This is a genomic window from Enterobacter sp. CPE_E863, assembly GCF_046521465.1.
Classification (GTDB): Bacteria; Pseudomonadota; Gammaproteobacteria; order Enterobacterales; family Enterobacteriaceae; genus Enterobacter; species Enterobacter adelaidei.
This window is the reverse complement of sequence record NZ_JBKFZX010000001.1, coordinates 4,321,114-4,345,148: the sequence shown is the minus strand read 5'-3', so window position 1 is coordinate 4,345,148 and position 24,035 is coordinate 4,321,114. Positions and strand designations below refer to the sequence as shown.

Genomic DNA, 24,035 nt, shown 5'->3' with positions numbered 1-24,035 from the left:
AGATGATTCCATTTAACGCACCACCCGTCGTCGGAACGGAACTCGACTATATGCAGTCTGCCATGGGCAGCGGCAAACTCTGCGGTGACGGCGGTTTTACCCGCCGCTGTCAGCAGTGGATGGAACAGCGTTTTCGCAGTGCCAAAGTGCTGCTGACCCCGTCCTGTACGGCATCGCTGGAAATGGCGGCGCTGCTGTTGGATATCCAGCCCGGCGATGAAGTGATCATGCCGAGCTATACCTTCGTTTCCACAGCGAACGCGTTTGTCCTGCGCGGGGCGAAAATCGTCTTTGTGGATATCCGCCCGGATACCATGAACATTGACGAGACGCTGATTGAAGCGGCTATCACCGACAAAACGCGCGCGATCGTGCCGGTTCACTACGCGGGTGTGGCCTGTGAAATGGACACCATCATGGCGCTCGCCAAAAAACATAATCTGTTCGTGGTGGAAGATGCCGCCCAGGGCGTGATGTCGACCTACAAGGGACGCGCGCTGGGCACGATCGGCCATATCGGCTGCTTTAGCTTCCACGAAACTAAAAACTACACGGCGGGTGGAGAAGGTGGTGCGACGCTGATTAACGACCGGGCGCTGGTGGAGCGTGCGGAAGTGATCCGCGAAAAAGGCACCAACCGTAGCCAGTTCTTCCGTGGCCAGGTCGACAAATATACCTGGCGTGATATTGGCTCAAGCTATCTGATGGCGGATCTACAGGCGGCCTATCTGTGGGCGCAGCTTGAAGCGGCGGAACGCATCAACCTTCAGCGTCTCTCCCTGTGGCAAACCTATTACGATGCGCTTGAACCTCTGGCAAAAGCCGGGCGTATTGAGCTACCGACCATTCCGGCAGATTGCGTCCACAACGCGCATATGTTCTACATCAAGCTACGCGATAACGACGATCGCAGCCAGCTTATTGCCTGGCTGAAAGAAGCCGAAATTATGGCGGTGTTCCACTACATTCCGCTGCACTCCAGCCCGGCGGGCGAGGAGTTTGGGGTATTCTCAGGTGAAGACCGTTACACTACCAAAGAAAGTGAGCGTCTGCTTCGCCTGCCACTGTTCTACAACCTCGCGCCGGTTAACCAGCGTACGGTGATTAATACCCTTCTGAGTTATTTCGGCTGATATGTCTCTGGCAAAAGCATCGGTGTGGACCGCCGCGTCCACGCTTGTAAAAATTGGCGCCGGGCTGCTGGTCGTCAAGCTGTTGGCCGTCTCATTTGGCCCCTCGGGTGTGGGGCTGGCGGGTAATTTCCGTCAGCTTGTTACCGTTCTTGGGGTACTGGCCGGTGCCGGCATCTTTAACGGCGTGACCAAATATGTTGCGCAGTATCACGATGATGCGGCTCAGCTTCGCAGGGTGGTGGGCACCTCCTCGGCGATGGTCACGGGGTTTTCAACCCTGATGGCGATTATCTTTCTGCTGGCGGCGGCACCCATCAGCCAGGGGTTGTTCGGGCACACTCATTACCAGGGGCTGGTGCGTCTGGTTGCGCTGGTTCAGATGGGGATTGCCTGGGCTAACCTGCTGCTGGCGCTGATGAAAGGCTTTCGTGATGCTGCCGGGAATGCCCTTGCGTTAATTCTCGGGAGCGTCATCGGCGTTATTGCCTATTACTTCTGCTATCGCCTTGGAGGGTATGAAGGCGCACTGCTGGGGCTGGCGCTCGTCCCGGCGCTGGTTGTTGTTCCTGCCGCCTTTATGCTGATGCGTCGTGGCGTCATCCCTCTGAGCTACCTGAAACCTCAATGGGATAAGATTCTTGCCAGCCAGCTGGGTAAATTTACCCTGATGGCGCTCATCACCTCCGTCACGCTACCCGTGGCCTACGTGATGATGCGAAACCTGCTGGCGGCGCATTATAGCTGGGATGAGGTCGGTATCTGGCAGGGCGTAAGTAGCATTTCCGACGCCTACCTACAGTTTATAACGGCTTCCTTTAGCGTTTATTTACTGCCAACCTTATCGCGCCTGACGTCCAGACAGGATATTACCCGTGAGATTTTTCGATCTCTGCGCTTTGTGTTGCCGGCTGTTGCGGCTGCGAGTTTTACCGTCTGGTTATTGCGCGATGTTGCCATCTGGCTGCTTTTCTCGGCGAAGTTTACCGCCATGCGCGATCTCTTTGCCTGGCAGCTGGTGGGGGATGTACTGAAAGTGGGGGCTTACGTTTTTGGCTATCTGGTGATTGCGAAAGCCTCGCTGCGTTTGTATATCCTGGCTGAGATTAGCCAGTTTACGCTCCTGACGGTGTTCTCGCACTGGCTGATCCCCGCGCACGGAGCACTGGGAGCGGCTCAGGCCTACATGGCAACCTATATCGTTTATTTTGCTGCCTGTTGCGGCGTATTTTTACTTTGGCGTAAACGCGCATGACTGCACTGATTCACATCCTGGGATCGGATATCCCACACCATAACCAGACCGTATTGCGGTTCTTTAACGATGAGCTGGCATCGGACGATCCTGATGCGCGTGAATTTATGGTTGCAGGTCAGGATAAGGGCCTGAGCGAGGCGTTTCCGGCGCTGAGGATCGCATTCTGGCCGGATAAGGCTACGCTGGCGAAGGCGGTCGTTGCCAAAGCCAAAGCGGATCGTGAGCAACTCTTCTTCTTCCACGGGCAGTTTAATACCGGTCTGTGGCTGGCATTGTTAAGCGGCGGAATTAAACCCTCCCAGTGCAGCTGGCATATCTGGGGGGCCGATCTTTACGAGGTTTCCCGCGGCTGGAAATTCCGGCTTTTCTACCCGCTGCGTCGCATGGCGCAGGGACGCGTGGGCTGTGTTTTTGCCACCCGTGGCGATCTGAATTATTTTGCGAAACAGCATCCTGATGTGCGCGGCGAATTGCTCTATTTCCCGACCCGAATGAACCCGGCGCTTAACACCATGGGGACCGGCACGCCACGGGAGGGGAAACTGACGATTCTGGTCGGTAACTCTGGCGATCGCAGCAACGAACATGCTGCCGCGCTCAGGGCTGTTCATCAGCAATTTGGCGATACCGTCAATGTGGTTGTCCCGATGGGTTACCCCCTCAACAACGACGCCTATATCGACGAGGTTCGCCAGCAGGGGCTGGCGTTATTCAGCGCCGGGAATTTGCAAATTCTGGATAATAAGCTGGAATTTGATGAGTACCTTGCGCTGCTGAGGAAATGCGATCTCGGGTATTTTATCTTTGCCCGCCAGCAGGGGATTGGCACACTGTGTCTGCTGATTCAGGCCGGGATCCCCTGTGTACTTAATCGCGATAATCCGTTCTGGCAAGATATGGTCGAGCAGAATCTGCCGGTGCTGTTTACCACCGATGTGCTTAATGAAGAAGTTGTTCGGGAAGCACAGCGACAACTGGCGCTGGTGGACAAAAATTCCATCGACTTCTTTAGCCCGAATTACCTCTCGCCGTGGCACCGTGCGCTGCGTATCGCTGCAGGAGGCAAAGCATGAGCCAGTTGCAATTCAGCGGTTTGCTGGTCGTTTGGCTTCTGAGCACGCTGTTTATCGCTACGCTCACCTGGTTCGAATTCCGCCGCGTGCGTTTCAACTTTAACGTGTTCTTCTCGTTACTGTTTTTGCTGACGTTCTTTTTTGGCTTCCCACTGACCAGCATTCTGGTCTTCCGCTTCGACGTGAGCGTCGCGCCACCAGAAATTTTGCTCCAGGCACTTCTGGCTGCAACCTGTTTCTATGCAGTTTACTACGTCACCTATAAAACGCGGCTGCGTTCAACGCAGGCAACCGCACCACGCCGGGCGCTTTTTACCATGAACAGGGTGGAGACCCACCTGACATGGGTGATGCTAATGACCATCGCCCTGGTCAGTGTCGGCATTTTCTTCATGCATAACGGCTTCCTGCTGTTTAAGCTGCACTCCTACAGCCAGATTTTTTCGGCCGAAGTCTCAGGCGTGGCGCTTAAGCGTTTCTTCTACTTCTTCATCCCGGCAATGCTGGTGATCTTCTTCCTGCGCCAGGACAGCAAAGCGTGGCTGTTCTTCCTGGTCAGTACCGTCGCGTTCGGCATTCTGACCTACATGATTGTGGGGGGGACGCGCGCGAACATCATTATCGCCTTCGCGATCTTCCTGTTTATCGGCATTATTCGCGGCTGGATCTCGCTGTGGATGCTGGTGGCGGCTGGGGTGTTTGGCATTGTGGGGATGTTCTGGCTGGCACTGAAGCGCTACGGAATGAATGTGGCGGGTGATGAAGCGTTTTACACGTTCCTCTATCTGACGCGTGATACCTTCTCGCCGTGGGAAAACCTGGCATTACTTCTGCAAAACTACGACAAGATTGATTTCCAGGGCCTGGCGCCAATCGTTCGCGACTTCTACGTCTTTATCCCTTCCTGGCTATGGCCGGACCGTCCTGGCGTGGTGCTCAATACCGCGAACTATTTTACCTGGGAGGTACTGAACAACCATTCCGGACTGGCCATCTCGCCAACGCTGATTGGCTCTCTGGTAGTGATGGGTGGGGCGTGGTTCATTCTGCCCGGGGCCGTTGCCGTAGGGTTGATTATTAAGTGGTTTGACTGGCTTTACGTGCGTGGTAACGAAGAGACCAACCGCTATAAAGCGGCCATTTTGCACAGTTTCTGCTTTGGTGCCATTTTCAATATGATCGTTCTGGCGCGCGAAGGGCTGGACTCATTCGTTTCGCGCGTGGTGTTCTTCATGGTCATTTTCGGCGTCTGCCTGTTACTGGCCAAATTGTTGTACTGGCTGTTTGACAGTGCCGGGCTTGTGCACAAGCGCGAGCCGCAGGGCAGCACAACGCTGTCGCAAGTCTGAGTAAGGATAGTAATGACTGATAAAACGTCTGCACCGCGCTATGCGCTACGTGGTTTGCAGCTTATTGGCTGGCGCGACATGCAGCACGCACTGGATTTTCTTTTTGCCGACGGCCAAATGAAATCCGGGACGCTGGTGGCCATCAATGCGGAAAAAATGCTGGCAGTTGAGGATAATGCGGAAGTCAAAAGTCTGATTGAAGCCGCTGAGTTTAAATACGCGGACGGTATCAGCGTGGTTCGCTCAATCCGTAAAAAGTATCCTGACGCTAATGTTTCCCGCGTGGCGGGTGCCGATCTCTGGGAGCAGCTTATGGCCCGCGCAGGTGCGCAGGGCACGCCCGTGTTCCTGATTGGCGGGAAGCCGGAGATACTGGCCCAGACGGAGGAGAAACTGCGTCGTCAATGGAATGTTAATATTGTTGGCAGCCAGGATGGGTACTTCAAACCGGAAGATCGGCAGGCGCTGTTTGCGCGCGTTCGCGACAGCGGGGCGAAAATTGTCACCGTGGCGATGGGTTCCCCGCGCCAGGAGATCCTGATGCGTGACTGCCGTCCGGTCTGCCCAGATGCCCTGTACATGGGCGTCGGCGGCACGTACGACGTCTTTACTGGCCACGTTAAGCGTGCGCCCAAGGTCTGGCAAAATCTGGGCCTTGAGTGGCTGTACCGCCTGCTATCGCAACCGACGCGCATTAAACGACAGATTCGCCTGCTTCGCTACCTCGCCTGGCATTACACCGGGAAAATGTAATCAAAATGTAGCGCGATATGCTATTCGCGCTGCAACTCCCCTGCAAAACTGCTGATAATCTGTGCAATGCATTCATTTTTTTAATGCATCGTTTGCCATTTGGCAGATTTTAAGAAACCATTCGCTCCGTATTTTAGTACCCCTAAAAAACAATACCCGGTCTTAAGTCGGGAAACAGCAAACACAATCGAGGATCTATGGCAGAGAAAAAACCGGAGCTACAGCGTGGGCTGGAAGCTCGTCATATTGAACTGATAGCGCTGGGCGGCACTATCGGCGTCGGCCTGTTTATGGGCTCCGCAAGTACGCTCAAATGGGCAGGCCCTTCCGTATTACTGGCGTATATTATCGCCGGGCTGTTTGTTTTCTTCATTATGCGTTCGATGGGCGAAATGCTCTTCCTGGAGCCAGTGACCGGTTCTTTCGCCGTTTACGCGCATCGCTATATGAGCCCGTTCTTCGGCTACCTGACGGCCTGGTCATACTGGTTTATGTGGATGGCGGTAGGCATCTCAGAGATCACCGCGATAGGGGTCTACGTCCAGTTCTGGTTCCCGGACATGGTTCAGTGGATACCCGCGCTCATTGCCGTAGGGTTGGTGGCGCTGGCAAATCTGGCCGCCGTGCGCCTTTACGGTGAAATTGAGTTCTGGTTCGCAATGATTAAAGTCACCACGATTATCGTGATGATTGTCGTTGGCCTGGGCGTGATTTTCTTCGGCTTTGGCAACGGCGGACACGCTATCGGCTTTGGTAACCTGACTGAAAACGGCGGCTTCTTCGCTGGCGGCTGGAAGGGCTTCCTGACGGCGCTGTGTATCGTTGTGGCCTCGTATCAGGGGGTGGAGCTTATCGGCATTACCGCCGGTGAAGCGAAAAACCCGCAAGTCACGCTGCGTAGTGCGGTGGGTAAGGTGCTGTGGCGTATCCTGATTTTCTATGTGGGCGCGATCTTCGTCATCGTGACCATCTTCCCGTGGAACGAAATTGGCACGACCGGTAGCCCGTTTGTTTTAACCTTCGCGAAAATTGGCATCACGGCGGCGGCAGGTATCATCAACTTTGTGGTACTGACGGCGGCATTGTCAGGCTGTAACAGTGGAATGTACAGCTGTGGTCGTATGCTTTATGCACTCTCGAAGAATAACCAGCTGCCTGCGGCGATGAGTAAAGTCTCACGTGCTGGCGTTCCGGTTGCGGGCGTGGCGGTCTCCATTGCGATACTGCTGGTTGGCTCTTGTCTGAATTACATCATTCCTAACCCGCAGCGCGTATTTGTTTACGTCTATAGCGCCAGCGTGCTGCCAGGCATGGTGCCGTGGTTTGTTATCCTGATAAGCCAGCTGCGTTTCCGCCATGCGCATAAAAAGGCGATTGAAAGCCATCCGTTCCGCTCAATTCTGTTCCCGTATGCGAACTATTTAACGATGGCGTTCCTGGTTTGCGTATTAATCGGAATGTACTTTAATGAAGATACCCGCATGTCGCTGTTTGTCGGGGTGATCTTCCTGGCGGCAGTGACAGCTGCGTATAAGCTTTTTGGCCTGGGTAGCCGTGCCACCACGCAGAAAGTGGAGGAATAAGCGGCAAAATGTGCAAACCATAACCAAACGCGCATTTTTTTCAAAAAAGCACTAGACAGCGGGGACGGAGGTACGTAATATCCAGCCCCGCAACGGCGCTAAGCGCCCGTAGCTCAGCTGGATAGAGCGCTGCCCTCCGGAGGCAGAGGTCTCAGGTTCGAATCCTGTCGGGCGCACCATTTACCCGGTGCTGGAGCTGCGGTGGTCTGAGAAGTAGTCAGTACCGCGTGAGTTAAGAATACAGTGGTGGCTATAGCTCAGTTGGTAGAGCCCTGGATTGTGATTCCAGTTGTCGTGGGTTCGAATCCCATTAGCCACCCCATTATTGAAAGAGTTGTGAATTGCGAAGGTGGCGGAATTGGTAGACGCGCTAGCTTCAGGTGTTAGTGTCCTTAGGATGTGGGGGTTCGAGTCCCCCCCCTCGCACCACGACTTTTTAAATGAATTGAACTAAAAATTCAAAAAGCAGTACATCGGCGAGTAGCGCAGCTTGGTAGCGCAACTGGTTTGGGACCAGTGGGTCGGAGGTTCGAATCCTCTCTCGCCGACCAATTTTGAACCCCGCTTCGGCGGGGTTTTTTGTTTTCTGCGCCTTTTCACCCTGTAGCAATCCCCCGACAGCACCTACATTTATTGTCGCGATTTAGCGACATGCAATTCATTGAAAAAATAGAAAAAAATCCTTTGCTGATTTTACTGTCTCCTCCAGGAGACATATTGTTGTGTTTGCCGGATTATTGTCGGGCCTCAGAGGGTGCTTAACAGCATAATTTCCTTTTATCTTAAAATGTTGCGCGGTGTAAAAGTTCGGAGTGTTATGTTGGCACGTTACGTGCAATAATATGCGTGTAGATGCTCATTCCATCTCTTATGTTCGCCTTAGTGCCTCATAAACTCAGGAATGACGCAGAGCCATTTACGGTGCTTATCGTCCACTGACAGATGTCGCTTCGGCCTCATCAAACACCATGGACACAACGTTGAGTGAAGCACCAAATATGTTGTCTTACAGACCTGTTTTAACGCCTGCTTTTATAGCAGGCGTTTTTTTATGTCTTACTCCCGATAAAAGCACATGCTCAGAGCAACGGTCAGCAGAGCCACTGACGAGACGGTATAGAGTGCCTGTACTGAGCCAAATCCGGTTGCCACCATCGCTGCGATGCCGGTGAAAAGAGAGGCGCTGAGCGTTTGCCAGCGCCAGGCTTTACCGCTGGCTGAAGCGGTTTGCGTGTCATCAAAGCTACTAAGAACAGCAAACGTGCCAGCCGCAAAGAGAACATTCGAAGCCAGATGTGCGATAAAGATCATCCCTAGCGCACAGGCCACCCATCCGGATAAAAACGGAAGCATGCCATAAGCGGCCAGAAAGATACCGAGACAAACGATGATTCGCGGTGTGTGGGCAGCAAAGTGCGCCAGGCTGTCTCTTTTTAGCAGCATGGGGCCGCAAAGCTGTCCCATACTCCTCGCGAGAAGCAGAGGCAGAGCAAGACCCGCCGCATTCTGAGGATGGATCTGTTGCGCGAGTGCCGGAAGGAGTGCCATCGCCGGTGAACCGACGGCTGCCAGCGCCGGGAGGATGAGCAGGCTGCGTTTTTGCCGACGGGTCAACGTCCGCCAGCGTAGCGCCGCAGGCGCTGTCTCTTCAACAGGGAACGGGAGTGATGGTGCTGAAAACTGGCGCTCAGCCAGCCATAGCATTAACAGTGACCCGAGAAAGCTGGCGGCATCAATAGCCAGCAGTGTAAACACGGATGTCCTCTGGAACAGCACTACGCCCAGTCCGGTTCCTAACAACACCTGAGAAGCAAAAATCACAGTTTCCAGACAGGTTGCCGCAGGTAACTCCGCTTCACTGAGACCGCGCTTAAAGAGCAACGTCAGCGCGGGCCAACTCATCCCGCTGAGCAGCGCTTCGGTGGATTGCACGGCGAGTAAAGCGGCAATGCTGTGATAACCCACGCCAAACAAGGGAAAGAGCAGGGCGAGCAGGCCCAGTCCTTCGGTCAGTATCAGCAGAGATATTGGAGAATAGCTCGAGCACAGCTTTTCACCGATCAGGCTACCGACAAATCCTGGTACCGTAGCGAAAAGAAAAGCGAGGGTTAGCAGTGCTGGCGAGGCTGACCACGCTAACAGCAAACCGAAGACCACAACCTGGGTTAAACCATTTCCCAGCGAAGTAAAGATAAAAGCACAGGCAAGCAGGCGCAGCCAGCGGTGGCCGCGCAGCGCTTCAATAAGCGCATACAAAAGCGAGTTCATGAAGATTTCCTTTCAAAAACAATTTAGTCCACGCTGCAGAATGTGCGCGTGTGTGAAAAAGGTTAATGAAAAGACATCGTTACATTGGCGGGTGCGTTTGCAGATATGGGTACAAAGAATGTAGCAGGAGATGGGCGATAAAAAAAGGAGGCCATTTGGCCTCCTGTTTATTTACTGCTGGGTACCGTTGTTTTGCAGCGTCAACAGCAACCCATCACGTCGCATGGCGGCTGCCTCTTCGGGCTTATGCTGTTTGTCCAGCGTATCGGCAAGCCATGCGTAGTCAAACGCATCCGGACGCTGTTTCAGTGCCGCGCGGAAGGCGAGGCTCGCTTCCTGCCATTCGCCATGCTTCATCAGCGACTGACCCAGCGTGCTCCACAGCAGCGGACGGTCACCGACGGTTTTAATCTGCTGACGCAGCACTTTTTCAATTTGTTCTGGATTGTTGGTTTTCAGGCGTGGGATCACCATCACCAGCCGATCGTCATACTGGCGTTTGAGACCGTCGAGAAGGATCTCCTGCGCGGTGTCATGATCGTCACATTCAATAAGATGTTCTGCCATTGCCACCTGCAGTGGGATCTGCTGACGCGTTTTCCTGCTCTGATTCTTCCACCAGGTTTTCAGACCGTCGCTGCCCAAATCGGCGCGAGCCTGATCCATCAGGCCAATCCATGCCAGGCGCTGAAGCTCATCACGATGTTCATCATCACCCACTTCGGCCTTCGCCATTGATGGAATGATGTCCAGCAGTGAACCCCATGCACCGGTCCGAATATACGCCTGCTCAGCCAGACGCAGAACTTCCGGGTGACGTGGCGCAATTTCCAGCAGGCGGTCGATGCCGTGGCGTGCAGCGTGATTTTCATTGCGTGCCAGTTGCAGACGAACACGCGTAATTTCCACCGGAATCGGGTCGTTAGACGCCAGTTCAGACGCACGTTCCAGGTGTTGATTAGCGCGGACTTCGTCACCCCGCTGTTGCGCGGCTTCCGCGGCCAGCAAATAGTTCACTACTGGCTGTTCGGCATGATCGGCGTTTTTTGACATCAGCTTTTCAACCTGCTGATAGTCACCTTCCGCAAGTTTCAGCAGTGCCTGTTCGGTTTGCTTACGGGCGCGGCGGCGCTTACGACCCACGAACCAGCCACGCGTATGCGCGCCGGTGCGGAAAATACGGCGCAGGACCCACTCGACAGCAAACAGCACGACCACACCGAGGATCAGAATGATCGCCAGACCCGTTACGCTGGTTTCGATGTTGTAGTTATCGGTCTGGATCAGGACGTAACCCTGATGACCGGCAAGCATCGGACCCAACACGATCCCGGCGATCAGCAGGATGAAGAGTAAGAGGACTTTTAGCATCATTACTCTCCTTGCGGTGCGCTTTCAGGCGCGGGTGCAGGAGCTGGGGCGGCTCCGCCAGTTTGCTCAGCCGGAACACCTGGCTGTGCCAGCAAATTACGCACTCGCGTCTGCATCAGCTTCTCCAGAATCGGCTGGCTTTCCAGCTTATCTGGCACGTTCATGGTGATGTTCTGTTGGCTCAGTTTATCAATGTCTTCGAGGAAGGCGGTGGTCGTCGCATCATCGGTATTGTAGTAAGCGCGTACCCACGTAGAGACGTTATCCAGCGCCTGTTTGTAGGTCTCTTCCTGATGACGCGGCACGGCCTGGGCGGCAACCAGCAGGCGGGAACGAATGTTTTCGCGCAGATAAATATCCTGATTCGGCGCTAACAGCGGAACGGCGGTTTCGTCGCGACGGCGGATAGTGATAAAGCTGTCCATAAAGTTCTGCCAGCTTTTTTGCAGGTTCACACGCCATTCGCTCAGGGAGCTGGAAAGCTCGGTGCCGTCGGAATCCATCGGGGAGTCGTCGTCGTTGTTATCTGCCAGCTGCAGGTTATCAATCTGATTCGAAAGCTGGTTCACTTTGAGGATAATGCCATCGTAATCCACCTGTGAGACGGCGGAGAGGCTGGCGATGTCTTCGGTGATCGCGCGACGTGCGGTGATGAGGCTTGGATCGTTCATGTCCGCCAGGCTCGCATCGGCGCTTTTCAGCAGTGCGGCGGCAGTGGTGACATCCTGATCGCTCCAGAGCTTACGCCCGGCGAGCTTCACCAGGAAGTCAGCCTGGGAGAGCAGCCAGGTTTTAGCATCGGTGCCGGAGATCGTCGCCACTTTCTGCTGCACGTCGCCCAGCTGTTTGGTCAACTCTTCTTGTTTACTGTTCGCCTCGGCGAGTGCGGTTGCCTGCTGTTTAATCACCGCTTCCAGTTCGGTTTTCTGTGTCTCTTGCGCTTTTTGCAGAGCCGTAAGCTGATTCACCAGTGCGTCGCTGGTGGCCGTCTGGTTAGCACTCTGTTGTTTCACCAAACCGTACAGGCCAACGCCGGCCGCCAGCGCAATAGCGATGGCAATCGCGCTCAGCGCGAGGCTTTTTTTGTTGCTGCCGTTTTTCTTCTCAGCGATGTTCTCTTTCGTCTCTGGCTGTGGCGTCGCGTCCACAGTCTCCCTGGTCTCTTCAACCACGGCGGAGGATTTATCGTGTTCCGTCATTATGGCTTCCCATTTGAGAGTTATTGTAATGCGCGCAGCAGCGCATCGTTGTCGGCGTTATCAGCGATCCGAATATCCTGCCAGCCCAGTTCCCGGGCCTTGTTCGCCAGACGCTCACTGACGACCAGAAGTCGACAGCGGAGTAACCAGTTTTCGCGATACCAAAGCGGTATCAGTGCCCAAAGCTGTTGTAACATTTCACCGCTGGTCACCACCAGCGTATTGATGCCTCGCGCGTGCCAGCGCATCGCCTCTTCCGCGCCATCGTAGTGTTTTGCACAGCGCTGATAACACTCAACGAACGTGATATCAGCTCCACGCTCCAGCAGCGTTTCACCCAACAGTTCACGTCCGCCGTTACCGCGTAAAATCAGCGCACGCTTGCCGGCAATAGTTTGTAATTCAGGTAATTGTAGCAAGACTTCGCTGATTTCCCGATCTAACGGGTAACGCACATTCGCACCGCTGATGGTATGTAAAGCCAGCGCCGTCGAGCGGCCAATCGCGAAATAGCGGGGGGCGGTTGGCCAGGTCAGACCTTGCTGTTGCAGCTGTGCGTGGGCATATTCCACGGCATGTTGCGACAGCGCGAACAGCAGATCGCCTTCCTGAAGGGTATTCATCTGGTCGGCGAGCACAGACAGTTCCCGACCCGGGGAGAATTCAATAAGCGGAAAACTCCAGGCCACCTGCCCCAGTGCGCGCAGACGGCTCACTAATTGCTCTCCTGCGGGAGAAGGGCGGGTGACAAGAATACTCATGCAGGGGGTTCTCCATTATAAACGTCAGCCAGAATCTCGCGGGCGCCGTTATCCAGTAACTCTTCTGCCAGCGACACGCCAAGCTGATCGGCATCCTGTGCTTTGCCGCGACGCTCACCGCGTACCATCTGCGAACCGTCCGGTGCGCCAACCAGTGCACGCAACCACAGCTCACCGTTAATTAATTCAGCATAGCTGCCAATCGGCACCTGGCACCCTCCTTCGAGGCGGGTATTCATCGCACGTTCGGCTTTTACGCGAATAGCGGTCTCGTCATGGTTCAGTGGGGCAAGGAGTGCGCGGGTTCGCGCATCGTCCAGACGGCACTCAATGCCGACCGCACCCTGACCCACGGCGGGCAGCGACAGCTCCGGTGGCAACGCCACACGAATGCGCGACTCCAGCCCCAGACGCTTCAGACCCGCCACCGCAAGAATAATGGCATCGTAATCGCCGTTATCCAGCTTGCTCAGACGCGTGCCGACGTTACCGCGCAGCGAGCGGATGATCAGGTCCGGACGACGCTCTGCCAACTGACACTGACGGCGTAAACTGGACGTGCCAACCACACAGCCCTCAGGCAGCGCATCAAGCGAGTCATAGTGGTTAGAGACAAACGCGTCACGCGGGTCTTCGCGCTCGCAGATTGTCACCAGACCCAGCCCTTCCGGAAACTCGACGGGCACGTCTTTCATCGAATGTACGGCAATATCAGCGCGGTTCTCAAGCAATGCCAGTTCCAGTTCTTTGACAAACAGGCCTTTGCCGCCCACTTTCGCCAGCGGCGTATCAAGGATCACATCACCACGCGTGACCATCGGCACTAGCTCGACGCGCAATCCACCGTGGCAGGCTTCAAGGCGCTGCTTCACATAATGTGCCTGCCAGAGCGCAAGAGGGCTTTGGCGTGTGGCAATTCTCAAAACATTGTCTAACATGCTTGTTACCGTCATTATCAATCGCTAACCATCCTAACATTGTTGACTCTGGGATGGCAGTTTTACGGTTGATGAAGAGTGAGAGGGACAAGGCGGCGTATTCGTCAGCCATAGCCGTATTCAGGAATTTACACGTACAGAACGGTGCTACACTTGTATGTAGCGCATCTTTCTTTACGGTCAATCGGCAAGGTGTTAAATTGATCACGTTTTAGACCATTTTTTCGTCGGTACCACCAAAAATGATAAGGGCGAAAAAGGGTAACGGTTATCTTTTTGAAATACTGCGGGTCCGCTGTTATTCGTGTTTTGAATAGTTTGCGACACCCGGAAACATCAGGCGATACGTCTTGTACCTCTATATTGAGACTCTGAAACAGAGACTGGATGCCATAAATCAACTGCGTGTGGATCGCGCGCTTGCTGCTATGGGCCCTGCTTTCCAGCAGGTATACAGTCTGCTGCCGACATTATTGCACTATCACCATCCGCTGATGCCGGGTTACCTCGATGGTAACGTTCCCCAGGGCATTTGCCTTTTCACGCCTGATGAAACCCAACAGCATTATCTGAATGAGCTTGAACTCTACCGTGGCATGCCGCCGCAGGAGTCCCCGAAAGGTGAACTGCCGATTACCGGCGTTTACTCTATGGGAAGTACCTCATCGGTAGGGCAAAGCTGTTCTTCTGACCTGGACATCTGGGTCTGCCACCAGTCCTGGCTCGATAACGAAGAGCGTCAGCTGCTGCAGCGTAAATGCAGCCTGCTGGAGAGCTGGGCTGCGTCGCTCGGCGTGGAAGTGAGTTTCTTCCTGATTGATGAAAACCGTTTCCGTCATAACGAAAGCGGCAGTCTGGGTGGTGAGGACTGCGGCTCGACCCAGCACATTTTGTTGCTGGATGAATTTTACCGTACTGCCGTTCGTCTGGCCGGTAAGCGTATTCTTTGGAATATGGTGCCGTGCGAAGAAGAAGAGCATTACGACGATTACGTCATGTCGCTGTATGCGCAGGGCGTGCTGACGCCAAACGAATGGCTGGACCTGGGCGGCCTGAGTTCCCTGTCGGCCGAAGAGTACTTTGGCGCGAGCCTCTGGCAGCTCTATAAGAGCATTGACTCCCCGTATAAAGCGGTGCTGAAAACGCTGCTGCTCGAAGCCTACTCCTGGGAATACCCCACGCCGCGCCTGCTGGCGAAAGACATCAAACAGCGTCTGCACGATGGCGAGATTGTCTCCTTCGGGCTTGATGCCTACTGCATGATGCTCGAACGCGTCACCGAATACCTGAATGCCATTGAAGACACCACGCGTCTTGACCTGGTGCGTCGATGTTTCTATCTCAAAGTCTGTGAAAAATTGAGCCGCGAACGCGCCTGCGTTGGCTGGCGTCGTGAAGTAGTTAGTCAGTTAGTCAAAGAGTGGGGATGGGACGAAGAGCGTCTGTCCATGCTCGACAACCGCGCCAACTGGAAAATCGACCAGGTGCGTGAAGCGCACAACGAATTGCTTGATGCGATGATGCAAAGCTACCGTAACCTGATCCGCTTTGCGCGCCGCAATAATCTCAGCGTCTCCGCCAGCCCGCAGGATATCGGGGTGTTGACCCGTAAACTGTACGCTGCGTTTGAAGCGCTGCCAGGTAAAGTCACGCTGGTTAACCCGCAGATTTCGCCTGACCTGTCTGAACCGAATCTGACGTTTATCTATGTGCCGCCGGGACGCGCGAACCGCACCGGGTGGTATCTGTACAACCGTGCGCCAAGCATGGATTCGATCATCAGCCATCAGCCGCTGGAGTATAACCGCTACCTGAACAAGCTGGTGGCCTGGGCCTGGTTTAATGGCCTGCTGACTTCACGTACCCGTTTGTTCATCAAGGGTAACGAGGTCGTCGATTTAGCCAAACTGCAGGAGATGGTAGCGGATGTGTCCCATCACTTCCCGCTGCGCCTGCCTGCGCCAACGCCAAAAGCGCTCTACAGCCCGTGTGAAATCCGCCATCTGGCGATTATCGTCAACCTGGAATACGACCCGACGGCGGCTTTCCGCAATCAGGTGGTCCATTTTGATTTCCGTAAGCTGGACGTCTTTAGCTTTGGCGAGCAGCAAAACTGCCTGGTGGGCAGCGTTGACCTGCTTTATCGCAACTCGTGGAACGAAGTGCGTACCCTGCATTTCAACGGCGAGCAGGCGATGATCGAAGCGCTGAAAACCATTCTCGGCAAGATGCACCAGGATGCCGCGCCGCCGGACAGTGTAGAAGTGTTCTGCTACAGCCAGCATCTGCGCGGGTTGATTCGTACTCGTGTGCAGCAACTGGTCTCTGAATGTATTGAACTGCGTCTCTCCAGTACTCGCCAGGAAACCGGGCGCTTTAAAGCGCTGCGCGTCTCCGGTCAGACCTGGGGCTTGTTCTTTGAACGTCTGAACGTGTCGGTACAGAAACTGGAAAACGCCATCGAATTTTATGGCGCAATTTCGCACAACAAGCTGCATGGCCTGTCCGTGCAGGTGGAAACCAACCACGTCAAACTGCCGCAGGTGGTGGATGGTTTTGCCAGCGAAGGGATTATTCAGTTCTTCTTTGAAGAGTCGGGCGACGATGCCGGTTTCAACATCTACATTCTGGATGAGACCAACCGCGCCGAGGTCTATCACCACTGTGAAGGCAGTAAAGAGGAGCTGGTGCGCGACGTCAGCCGCTTCTATTCCTCTTCACACGACCGCTTCACCTACGGCTCAAGCTTTATCAACTTCAACCTGCCGCAGTTCTACCAGATTGTGAACGTCGATGGCCGCGTGCAGGTGATCCCGTTCCGGACCCAGGCCGTCACGCCTGCGGTGCCTGCAAATCAGGACACCACGCCACTGTTGCAGCAGTATTTCTCCTGAGTCTTTTCGCCCGGTAAGCGTAAGCGCCACCGGGCAACAAAACTACCTGAAACTCACGACCTCACCCGCTTGCGCGGTCGCCGCCTGCTCCAGCAGATCCCAGAACGTGACGCCGCTACGGTCGCAAACCCATTCACCGTCTTTCAGGTCGAAATGGTAGCCACCCTGTTTGGCTGCCAGCCATACCTGGTGAAGCGGCTCCTGACGGTTAATAATAATTTTGCTGCCGTTTTCGAAGCTCAGGGTCAGGATACCGCCGTTGATTTCACAATCGATATCGCTGTCGCCGTCCCAGTCGTCAAGACGTTCTTCGATGGTCATCCACAGGTTGTCGGCAAGGCGATGGAATTCACTGTCGTTCATAGTTTTGTTCCTGTTTTTCGTGATGGCGGCAGTATAACGCTAAATAATTCCCGTTGCAGGAAAGCGGCAAACTCTTGCTTTTGTGTCTTCTCCTGCGATGATAGAACCAGATTTGAACTTACGGGCAATTTTATAATGAAAAACGCTTTTCGAACGCTTGCCGTTCTCATCACGCTGTTTAGCCTGACTGGCTGTGGACTGAAAGGACCACTGTATTTCCCGCCAGCGGATAAAACCGCACCGCCGCCGACGAAACCTGTGCAAAGCGGCATTGAGTCTTCTACGCCAGATACTAACGATCGTGGCGACAACGGTGGCCCGACTCAGGTTAATCTCTGACGACAACGTTCTGTACCCGCGCAATGGAGCAAATGATGCAGTTCTCTAAAATGCATGGCCTTGGCAACGATTTTATGGTCGTCGACGCGGTAACGCAGAATGTGTTTTTCTCCCCGGAACTGATCCGTCGCCTGGCGGATCGGCATCTGGGCGTGGGGTTCGATCAGCTGCTGGTTGTTGAGCCGCCGTACGATCCCGACCTCGATTTTCACTACCGTATTTTTAACGCGGACGGCAGTGAGGTTAACCAGTGCGGTAATGGCGCGCGCTGTTTTGCTCGCTTTGTTCGCCTGAAGGGGCTAACCAACAAACGTGATATCCGCGTCAGCACCGCCAATGGTCGCATGGTGCTCAGCGTGACTGATGACGAGCTGGTTCGCGTTAACATGGGTGAACCTAACTTCGAGCCTTCGGCAGTACCGTTCCGCGCAAACAAAGCGGAAAAGACCTATATTATGCGTGCGGCCGAGCAGACAGTATTGTGCGGCGTCGTCTCGATGGGTAACCCACACTGCGTGATTCAGGTTGATGATGTGGAAACCGCCGCCGTCGAAACGCTCGGCCCGGTGCTGGAAAGCCACGAGCGTTTTCCGGAGCGCGCGAACATCGGTTTTATGCAGGTGGTGAAGCGTGAGCACATCCGTCTGCGGGTTTACGAGCGCGGCGCGGGCGAAACTCAGGCCTGCGGAAGCGGTGCCTGTGCTGCTGTGGCCGTTGGCATCTCGCAAGGGTTACTGGCAGAAGAAGTTCGCGTGGAGTTACCAGGTGGTCGGCTTGATATCGCCTGGAAAGGACCGGGTCATCCACTGTATATGACTGGCCCGGCGGCACATGTCTATGACGGGTTTATCCATCTATGAAACAACCAGGGGAAGAACTGCAGGAAACAGCGACGGAACTGGACGACAGAGCTGTTGTTGATTATCTGCTGCGCAATCCTGAGTTTTTTATTCGCAATGCACGCGTCGTCGAACAGATGCGCGTGCCGCATCCGGTTCGTGAGACCGTGTCGTTGGTCGAATGGCACATGGCACGCTCGCGCAACCACATCAATCAGCTCGAAGAGAACATGACGCTGCTGATGGAACAGGCCAGCACCAACGAAAGTCTGTTCTATCGTCTGCTGCATCTGCAGGCGCGTCTGGCGTCGGCGCACAGCCTTGAAGAGTTCCTGAGTCGCTTCCACCGCTGGGCGCGCGAGCTTGGGCTGGCGGGCGCAACGATTCGTCTTTTCCCTGACCGCTGGCGTATTGGCGCGCCGTCCGGTTTTACCCATCTGGCTCTCAGCCGTCAGGCGTTCGAGCCGCTGCGTATTCAGCGTCTGGGCCACGAACATCACTACCTGGGGCCGCTAAACGGACCTGAGCTGCTGGTGGTATTACCGGAAGCCAAAGCGATTGGCTCGGTGGCGATGTCGCTGATGGGGCGCGATGGCGATTTGGGCGTGATGTTATTTACCAGCCGCGATGCGCATCATTATGAGCAGGGGCAAGCTACGCACCTGCTACAGGAGATCGCTCTGATGCTGCCTGAGCTGCTGGAGCGCTGGATTGAGCGCGTATGACGGACGGACTACTCACCACTGACGTCACGCGCTTTCTGCGCTATCTGGGCGTGGAGCGTCAGCTTAGCCCGATTACGCTACTGAACTATCAGCGTCAGCTTGATGCCATCATGCAGATTGCCGAAGAGATCGGCCTGAAAAGCTGGCAACAATGTGACGCTGCAACCGTGCGAGCCTTTGTGGTGCGTAGTCGACGCAAGGGACTCGGCCCGGCGAGTCTGGCACTCAGGCTCTCTGCATTACGCAGTTTCTTCGACTGGCTGGTCAGCCAGGGTGGGTTAAAAGCCAACCCGGCAAAAGGAATTGCCACACCAAAAGCGCCGCGCCATTTACCTAAAAATATCGACGTTGACGATGTGAATCGCCTGCTGGATATTGATCTTAACGATCCGCTGGCCGTGCGTGACCGCGCAATGCTGGAGGTGATGTACGGCGCCGGTCTGCGTCTATCTGAGCTGGTCAATCTTGATTTAAAACATCTCGACCTGGACACCGGCGAAGTGTGGGTGATGGGTAAGGGCAGCAAAGAGCGCCGTCTGCCGATTGGCCGCAATGCGGTCTCCTGGATTGAGCACTGGCTGGATCTGCGCGGGCTGTTTGGCGCGGAAGAAGATGCGCTGTTTCTGTCGAAACTCGGTAAGCGGATCTCAGCGCGTAACGTGCAGAAGCGCTTTGCGGAGTGGGGCATTAAGCAGGGGTTGAACAGCCACGTTCACCCGCACAAGCTGCGTCACTCCTTTGCGACACACATGCTTGAGTCGAGCGGTGATCTGCGCGGCGTGCAGGAATTGCTCGGCCACGCGAATCTGTCGACCACTCAGATCTATACCCACTTAGACTTCCAACACCTTGCCTCGGTGTATGACGCGGCGCATCCACGCGCCAAACGGGGGAAATAATGCGTTTTTACCGCCCTCTCGGGCAGATCTCAGCTCTGACCTTTGACCTTGATGACACCCTTTATGACAACCGCGAGGTAATTCTGCGTACTGAGCAGGAGTCACTGGCGTTTGTGCAGAACTACCATCCGGCGTTGAAGACGATGCAGAACAAGGATTTCCAGAAGCTGCGTCAATCCCTGCGGGAGACCGAACCCGACATTTACCACGACGTGACCGAATGGCGTCGCCGTGCGGTAGAGCAAGCCATGCTCAACGTCGGCATGAGTGCGCGTGATGCCGCGATTGGCGCTGAAGCGTCGATGGAAAACTTTGCCAAATGGCGTAGCCGTATCGACGTGCCACAGGAAACCCACGACACGCTGGCTGCTCTGGCCGAAAAATGGCCGCTGGTGGCGATCACCAATGGTAATGCCCAGCCGGAGCTGTTTGGCCTTGGCGATTACTTCAAATTTGTGCTGCGTGCCGGCCCGCATGGGCGCTCCAAACCATTCAGCGATATGTATCATCTGGCGGCAGAAAAACTGAATCTGTCGCTGGGTGAAATTCTGCACGTAGGCGATGACCTGACCACTGACGTGGCCGGTGCAATCCGCTGCGGCATGCAGGCCTGCTGGATCAAGCCGGAAAACGCTGATCTGATGATCGCCTCCGATAGCCGTCTTCTGCCGCACGTGGAAATTTCGCGGTTGGCATCCCTCACGACGCTGATATAATCATCAATTGTTCTGTATAAATTAACAGGGTTTTGGCGAGTGGAAATATTCGCCTGCCCGACACGACGTGACGGTGCCAATGGACGTTTCTTACCTGCTCGACAGCCTTAATGACAAACAGCGTGAAGCCGTAGCGGCCTCGCGGACTAACCTGCTGGTGCTGGCTGGGGCGGGCAGTGGTAAGACGCGCGTGCTGGTTCACCGTATCGCCTGGTTACAGAGCGTGGAGAACTGTTCGCCATACTCCATCATGGCGGTAACCTTTACCAACAAGGCGGCGGCAGAGATGCGCCACCGTATCGCACAGCTGATGGGCACCAGCCAGGGCGGCATGTGGGTGGGGACTTTCCACGGCCTGGCGCACCGTCTGCTGCGCGCGCACCATATGGATGCCAACCTGCCGCAGGATTTCCAGATCCTCGACAGCGAAGATCAGCTCCGCTTGCTGAAGCGCCTGATTAAGGCGATGAACCTCGACGAGAAGCAGTGGCCGCCGCGTCAGGCGATGTGGTACATCAACGGTCAGAAAGACGAGGGGCTGCGCCCGCACCATATTCAGAGCTTTGGCAACCCGGTTGAGCAGACCTGGCAGAACGTCTACAAGGCTTATCAGGAAGCGTGCGATCGCGCCGGTCTGGTGGACTTCGCCGAGCTGCTGCTGCGCGCTCACGAACTATGGCTTAACAAACCGCACATCCTGCAGCACTACCGCGAACGCTTTACCAATATCCTGGTGGACGAATTCCAGGATACCAACAACATCCAGTATGCGTGGATCCGTCTGCTTGCGGGTGATACCGGAAAGGTGATGATCGTGGGCGATGACGACCAGTCCATCTATGGCTGGCGTGGGGCGCAAGTGGAGAACATCCAGCGCTTCCTCAACGATTTCCCCGGTGCACAGACCATCCGTCTGGAACAGAACTACCGCTCAACCAGCAACATCCTGAGCGCGGCCAACGCCCTGATTGAAAATAACAACGGGCGTCTGGGTAAAAAGTTGTGGACCGATGGCGTCGACGGCGAACCGATTTCAATTTACTGCGCATTTAACGAGCTCGACGAAGCTCGCTTCGTGGTGAATCGCATCAAAACCTGGCAGGACAACGGCGGCGCGCTGGAACAGTGCGCCATTCTCTACCGCAGCAACGCCCAGTCACGCGTGCTGGAAGAGGCGCTGCTACAGGTGGGCATGCCGTACCGTATTTACGGCGGTATGCGTTTCTTCGAACGCCAGGAAATCAAAGATGCGCTCTCGTATCTGCGCCTGATCGCTAACCGTAACGACGACGCGGCTTTTGAGCGTGTGGTGAATACACCAACCCGTGGTATCGGTGACCGTACGCTGGACGTCGTACGTCAGGCATCGCGCGACCGCCAGCTAACGCTGTGGCAGGCGTGCCGCGAGCTGCTGCAGGAAAAAGCGCTCGCCGGACGTGCTGCCAGCGCGCTGCAGCGTTTCCTCGAACTGATTGATGCTCTGGCGCAGGAAACCACCGACATGCCGCTGCACGTGCAGACCGACCGGGTGATTAAAGACTCCGGCCTGAGAACCATGTACGAGCAGGAAAAGGGCGAGAAGGGCCAGACCCGTATTGAGAACTTAGAGGAACTGGTCACGGCAACGCGCCAGTTCAGCTACAACGAAGAAGACGAAGACCTGATGCCGCTGCAGGCGTTTCTCTCTCACGCCGCGCTGGAAGCGGGCGAAGGGCAGGCGGATACCTGGCAGGATGCGGTTCAACTGATGACCCTGCACTCCGCCAAAGGTCTGGAATTCCCGCAGGTGTTTATCGTCGGTATGGAAGAGGGGATGTTCCCGAGCCAGATGTCGCTGGATGAAGGTGGCCGTCTGGAAGAGGAGCGTCGTCTGGCCTATGTGGGCGTCACCCGTGCGATGCAAAAGCTGACGCTGACCTACGCCGAAACCCGACGTCTGTACGGTAAAGAGGTGTATCATCGTCCATCGCGCTTTATTGGCGAGTTGCCGGAAGAGTGTGTGGAAGAGGTGCGTCTGCGTGCGAGCATCAGCCGTCCGGTCAGCCATCAGCGTATGGGCTCGCCGATTGCGGAAACCGACACCGGTTACAAGCTGGGCCAGCGCGTACGCCATTCGAAGTTTGGCGAAGGCACCATTGTGAATCTGGAAGGCAGCGGCGAGCATAGCCGCCTGCAGGTGGCGTTCCAGGGGCAGGGGATCAAATGGCTGGTGGCGGCCTATGCGAAGCTGGAAACAGTCTAACATTCAGAAAAATATAATTTTTTTGTAATAATCTGCTAGCCTTATACATTGAAGGTCAATTAATGCCCTTCAGCGTCCCGTTGCGTGTTGACGCCACAGTTATTGCTGGCGTAACATGCGCGCACGATTACGCTAAGAGGACATTCGCCTTGGACACACCCAGTAGATACTGGCTCAATTCCCTGTCATCCAGGAACAACTCCTAAGGCTATCTCCTCTTGCTGATGGCCTTAGTGGTTGTCAGCGACCTGCATTATTCCCGTCGCGCTGAGTCAGGCTGTTTAATGGTCTGAAACCCAATTTGTTTCTGTGTGCCCACCGAACTGTCCGATATTTTTTGCATTGGGAGTCCCGGTCATGTTGAGCGCATTTCAACTCGAAAATAACCGACTGACTCGGCTTGAAGCCGAAGAGTCACAGCCCCTCATTGATGCCGTATGGGTGGATCTGGTCGAGCCGGACGACGATGAACGCCTTCGCGTACAATCTGAGCTGGGACAAAGCCTGGCGACTCGCCCGGAACTGGAAGATATCGAAGCATCTGCGCGTTTTTTTGAAGATGAAGACGGTCTGCACATCCACTCCTTCTTCTTCTTTGAAGACGCCGAAGACCACGCGGGCAACTCCACCGTGGCATTTACCATCCGCGATGGTCGCTTGTTTACGCTGCGCGAACGCGAACTGCCTGCGTTTCGTCTCTATCGCATGCGCGCCCGTAGCCAGGCGATGGTGGACGGCAATGCCTATGAGCTGCTGCTTGACCTGTTCGAAACCAAAATTGAACAGCTGGCGGATGAGATTGAAAACATCTACAGCGATCTGGAAAAGCTGAGCCGCGTGATCATGGAGGGCCATCAGGGCGATGAGTACGACGAAGCACTCTCCACGCTGGCGGAGCTGGAAGATATCGGCTGGAAGGTGCGTTTGTGTCTGATGGATACCCAGCGTGCGCTGAACTTCCTGGTGCGTAAAGCGCGTCTGCCGGGTGGTCAGCTGGAGCAGGCGCGTGAGATTTTACGTGATATCGAATCCCTGCTGCCGCACAACGAATCCTTGTTCCAGAAGGTGAACTTCCTGATGCAGGCAGCGATGGGCTTTATCAACATCGAGCAGAACCGCATTATCAAGATCTTCTCGGTGGTTTCCGTGGTGTTCCTGCCACCGACGCTGGTGGCGTCGAGCTACGGGATGAACTTTGAGTTTATGCCAGAGCTGAAGTGGAGTTTTGGTTACCCTGGCGCGATTATCTTTATGATCCTCGCCGGGCTGGCGCCGTATCTGTACTTTAAGCGTCGTAACTGGCTGTAAAAATCTGGCGGGTAGCGCTACGCTTAC

At 55.2% G+C, this 24,035-nt stretch carries 21 protein-coding genes and 4 tRNA genes; 19 read left to right on the top strand and 6 right to left on the bottom strand.

Annotation, left to right across the window (positions count from 1 at the left end):
• The first annotated feature begins 2 nt into the window (after nucleotides 1–2).
• From rffA to ACLHV8_RS21330, 10 genes are all read left to right on the top strand, one after another.
• Nucleotides 3–1,133 carry a dTDP-4-amino-4,6-dideoxygalactose transaminase gene (rffA, locus tag ACLHV8_RS21375; RefSeq protein WP_028018204.1) on the top strand — a complete coding sequence of 377 codons (1,131 nt, stop codon included), beginning with the start codon at nucleotides 3–5 and terminating at the stop codon, nucleotides 1,131–1,133.
• Nucleotide 1,134: 1 nt separating this feature from the next.
• Nucleotides 1,135–2,385 carry a lipid III flippase WzxE gene (gene wzxE, locus ACLHV8_RS21370; RefSeq protein WP_108091178.1) on the top strand — a complete coding sequence of 417 codons (1,251 nt, stop codon included), beginning with the start codon at nucleotides 1,135–1,137 and terminating at the stop codon, nucleotides 2,383–2,385.
• Entirely contained in the window at nucleotides 2,382–3,461 is a 1,080-nt protein-coding gene (locus ACLHV8_RS21365; RefSeq protein ID WP_410377029.1) for a TDP-N-acetylfucosamine:lipid II N-acetylfucosaminyltransferase, read from the top strand. The genes wzxE and ACLHV8_RS21365 overlap by 4 nt, the downstream gene beginning before the upstream one ends.
• A complete protein-coding gene (gene wzyE / locus ACLHV8_RS21360) occupies nucleotides 3,458–4,810 on the top strand; it encodes an ECA oligosaccharide polymerase (RefSeq protein ID WP_028018201.1) in 1,353 nt (450 codons plus the stop codon). The genes ACLHV8_RS21365 and wzyE overlap by 4 nt, the downstream gene beginning before the upstream one ends.
• Nucleotides 4,811–4,822: 12 nt before the next feature.
• Nucleotides 4,823–5,563, top strand: coding sequence for a lipopolysaccharide N-acetylmannosaminouronosyltransferase (gene wecG / locus ACLHV8_RS21355; protein ID WP_208594826.1), 741 nt, complete (start codon nucleotides 4,823–4,825; stop codon nucleotides 5,561–5,563).
• Nucleotides 5,564–5,760: 197 nt separating this feature from the next.
• Nucleotides 5,761–7,146 (top strand): bifunctional threonine/serine APC transporter ThrP, encoded by a 1,386-nt coding sequence (thrP, locus tag ACLHV8_RS21350; protein ID WP_028018199.1) that lies wholly within the window; start codon nucleotides 5,761–5,763, stop codon nucleotides 7,144–7,146.
• Nucleotides 7,147–7,248: 102 nt separating this feature from the next.
• Nucleotides 7,249–7,325: transfer RNA gene (locus ACLHV8_RS21345), tRNA-Arg, on the top strand.
• A 67-nt stretch (nucleotides 7,326–7,392) separates the two neighbouring features.
• Nucleotides 7,393–7,468, top strand: a tRNA-His gene (locus ACLHV8_RS21340).
• Nucleotides 7,469–7,489: 21 nt separating this feature from the next.
• Nucleotides 7,490–7,575, top strand: a tRNA-Leu gene (locus ACLHV8_RS21335).
• Nucleotides 7,576–7,620: 45 nt separating this feature from the next.
• Nucleotides 7,621–7,697: transfer RNA gene (locus ACLHV8_RS21330), tRNA-Pro, on the top strand.
• A gap of 505 nt (nucleotides 7,698–8,202) precedes the next feature.
• Here ACLHV8_RS21330 and ACLHV8_RS21325 read toward each other — a convergent pair.
• From ACLHV8_RS21325 to hemC, 5 genes are all read right to left on the bottom strand, one after another.
• Complete coding sequence (locus tag ACLHV8_RS21325) at nucleotides 8,203–9,414, bottom strand: MFS transporter (protein ID WP_410377028.1); 1,212 nt, start codon at nucleotides 9,412–9,414, stop codon at nucleotides 8,203–8,205.
• 171 nt (nucleotides 9,415–9,585) lie between these two features.
• Nucleotides 9,586–10,785: a protoheme IX biogenesis protein HemY gene (gene hemY, locus ACLHV8_RS21320; RefSeq protein ID WP_028018197.1), complete on the bottom strand. Its 1,200-nt coding sequence runs from the start codon at nucleotides 10,783–10,785 to the stop codon at nucleotides 9,586–9,588.
• A 2-nt stretch (nucleotides 10,786–10,787) separates the two neighbouring features.
• Entirely contained in the window at nucleotides 10,788–11,984 is a 1,197-nt protein-coding gene (gene hemX / locus ACLHV8_RS21315) for a uroporphyrinogen-III C-methyltransferase (protein WP_208594824.1), read from the bottom strand.
• A 20-nt stretch (nucleotides 11,985–12,004) separates the two neighbouring features.
• On the bottom strand, nucleotides 12,005–12,745 hold the full coding sequence (gene hemD / locus ACLHV8_RS21310) for a uroporphyrinogen-III synthase (RefSeq protein WP_108091174.1): 741 nt from the start codon (nucleotides 12,743–12,745) through the stop codon (nucleotides 12,005–12,007).
• Entirely contained in the window at nucleotides 12,742–13,683 is a 942-nt protein-coding gene (gene hemC / locus ACLHV8_RS21305) for a hydroxymethylbilane synthase (protein WP_208594823.1), read from the bottom strand. Before hemC ends, hemD begins: the two co-directional genes overlap by 4 nt.
• A gap of 350 nt (nucleotides 13,684–14,033) precedes the next feature.
• Here hemC and cyaA point away from each other — a divergent pair, with 350 nt between their 5' ends.
• Complete coding sequence (gene cyaA / locus ACLHV8_RS21300) at nucleotides 14,034–16,577, top strand: class I adenylate cyclase (RefSeq protein WP_028018193.1); 2,544 nt, start codon at nucleotides 14,034–14,036, stop codon at nucleotides 16,575–16,577.
• A gap of 42 nt (nucleotides 16,578–16,619) precedes the next feature.
• Here cyaA and cyaY read toward each other — a convergent pair whose 3' ends face one another.
• A complete protein-coding gene (gene cyaY / locus ACLHV8_RS21295) occupies nucleotides 16,620–16,940 on the bottom strand; it encodes an iron donor protein CyaY (RefSeq protein WP_028018192.1) in 321 nt (106 codons plus the stop codon).
• A gap of 135 nt (nucleotides 16,941–17,075) precedes the next feature.
• Between cyaY and lptM the strand changes: the two genes are divergently transcribed.
• The 8 genes from lptM to corA all read left to right on the top strand — a co-directional run bounded on the left by lptM (nucleotide 17,076) and on the right by corA (nucleotide 24,008).
• Nucleotides 17,076–17,279: an LPS translocon maturation chaperone LptM gene (gene lptM / locus ACLHV8_RS21290; RefSeq protein ID WP_028018191.1), complete on the top strand. Its 204-nt coding sequence runs from the start codon at nucleotides 17,076–17,078 to the stop codon at nucleotides 17,277–17,279.
• A gap of 35 nt (nucleotides 17,280–17,314) precedes the next feature.
• Nucleotides 17,315–18,139: a diaminopimelate epimerase gene (dapF, locus tag ACLHV8_RS21285; RefSeq protein WP_108091171.1), complete on the top strand. Its 825-nt coding sequence runs from the start codon at nucleotides 17,315–17,317 to the stop codon at nucleotides 18,137–18,139.
• Complete coding sequence (locus ACLHV8_RS21280) at nucleotides 18,136–18,843, top strand: DUF484 domain-containing protein (protein ID WP_028018189.1); 708 nt, start codon at nucleotides 18,136–18,138, stop codon at nucleotides 18,841–18,843. Before dapF ends, ACLHV8_RS21280 begins: the two co-directional genes overlap by 4 nt.
• Entirely contained in the window at nucleotides 18,840–19,742 is a 903-nt protein-coding gene (gene xerC, locus ACLHV8_RS21275) for a tyrosine recombinase XerC (RefSeq protein ID WP_028018188.1), read from the top strand. The genes ACLHV8_RS21280 and xerC overlap by 4 nt, the downstream gene beginning before the upstream one ends.
• Complete coding sequence (gene yigB, locus ACLHV8_RS21270; protein ID WP_028018187.1) at nucleotides 19,742–20,458, top strand: 5-amino-6-(5-phospho-D-ribitylamino)uracil phosphatase YigB; 717 nt, start codon at nucleotides 19,742–19,744, stop codon at nucleotides 20,456–20,458. Before xerC ends, yigB begins: the two co-directional genes overlap by 1 nt.
• Before the next feature lie 79 nt (nucleotides 20,459–20,537).
• Complete coding sequence (gene uvrD, locus ACLHV8_RS21265) at nucleotides 20,538–22,700, top strand: DNA helicase II (RefSeq protein WP_129994761.1); 2,163 nt, start codon at nucleotides 20,538–20,540, stop codon at nucleotides 22,698–22,700.
• A 149-nt stretch (nucleotides 22,701–22,849) separates the two neighbouring features.
• Nucleotides 22,850–22,906, top strand: a complete 57-nt coding sequence (gene ysgD, locus ACLHV8_RS21260; RefSeq protein WP_212743980.1) for a YsgD/CorL family protein — start codon at nucleotides 22,850–22,852, stop codon at nucleotides 22,904–22,906.
• Between the two features lie 151 nt (nucleotides 22,907–23,057).
• On the top strand, nucleotides 23,058–24,008 hold the full coding sequence (gene corA, locus ACLHV8_RS21255) for a magnesium/cobalt transporter CorA (protein ID WP_008501540.1): 951 nt from the start codon (nucleotides 23,058–23,060) through the stop codon (nucleotides 24,006–24,008).
• Nucleotides 24,009–24,035: the final 27 nt, after the last annotated feature.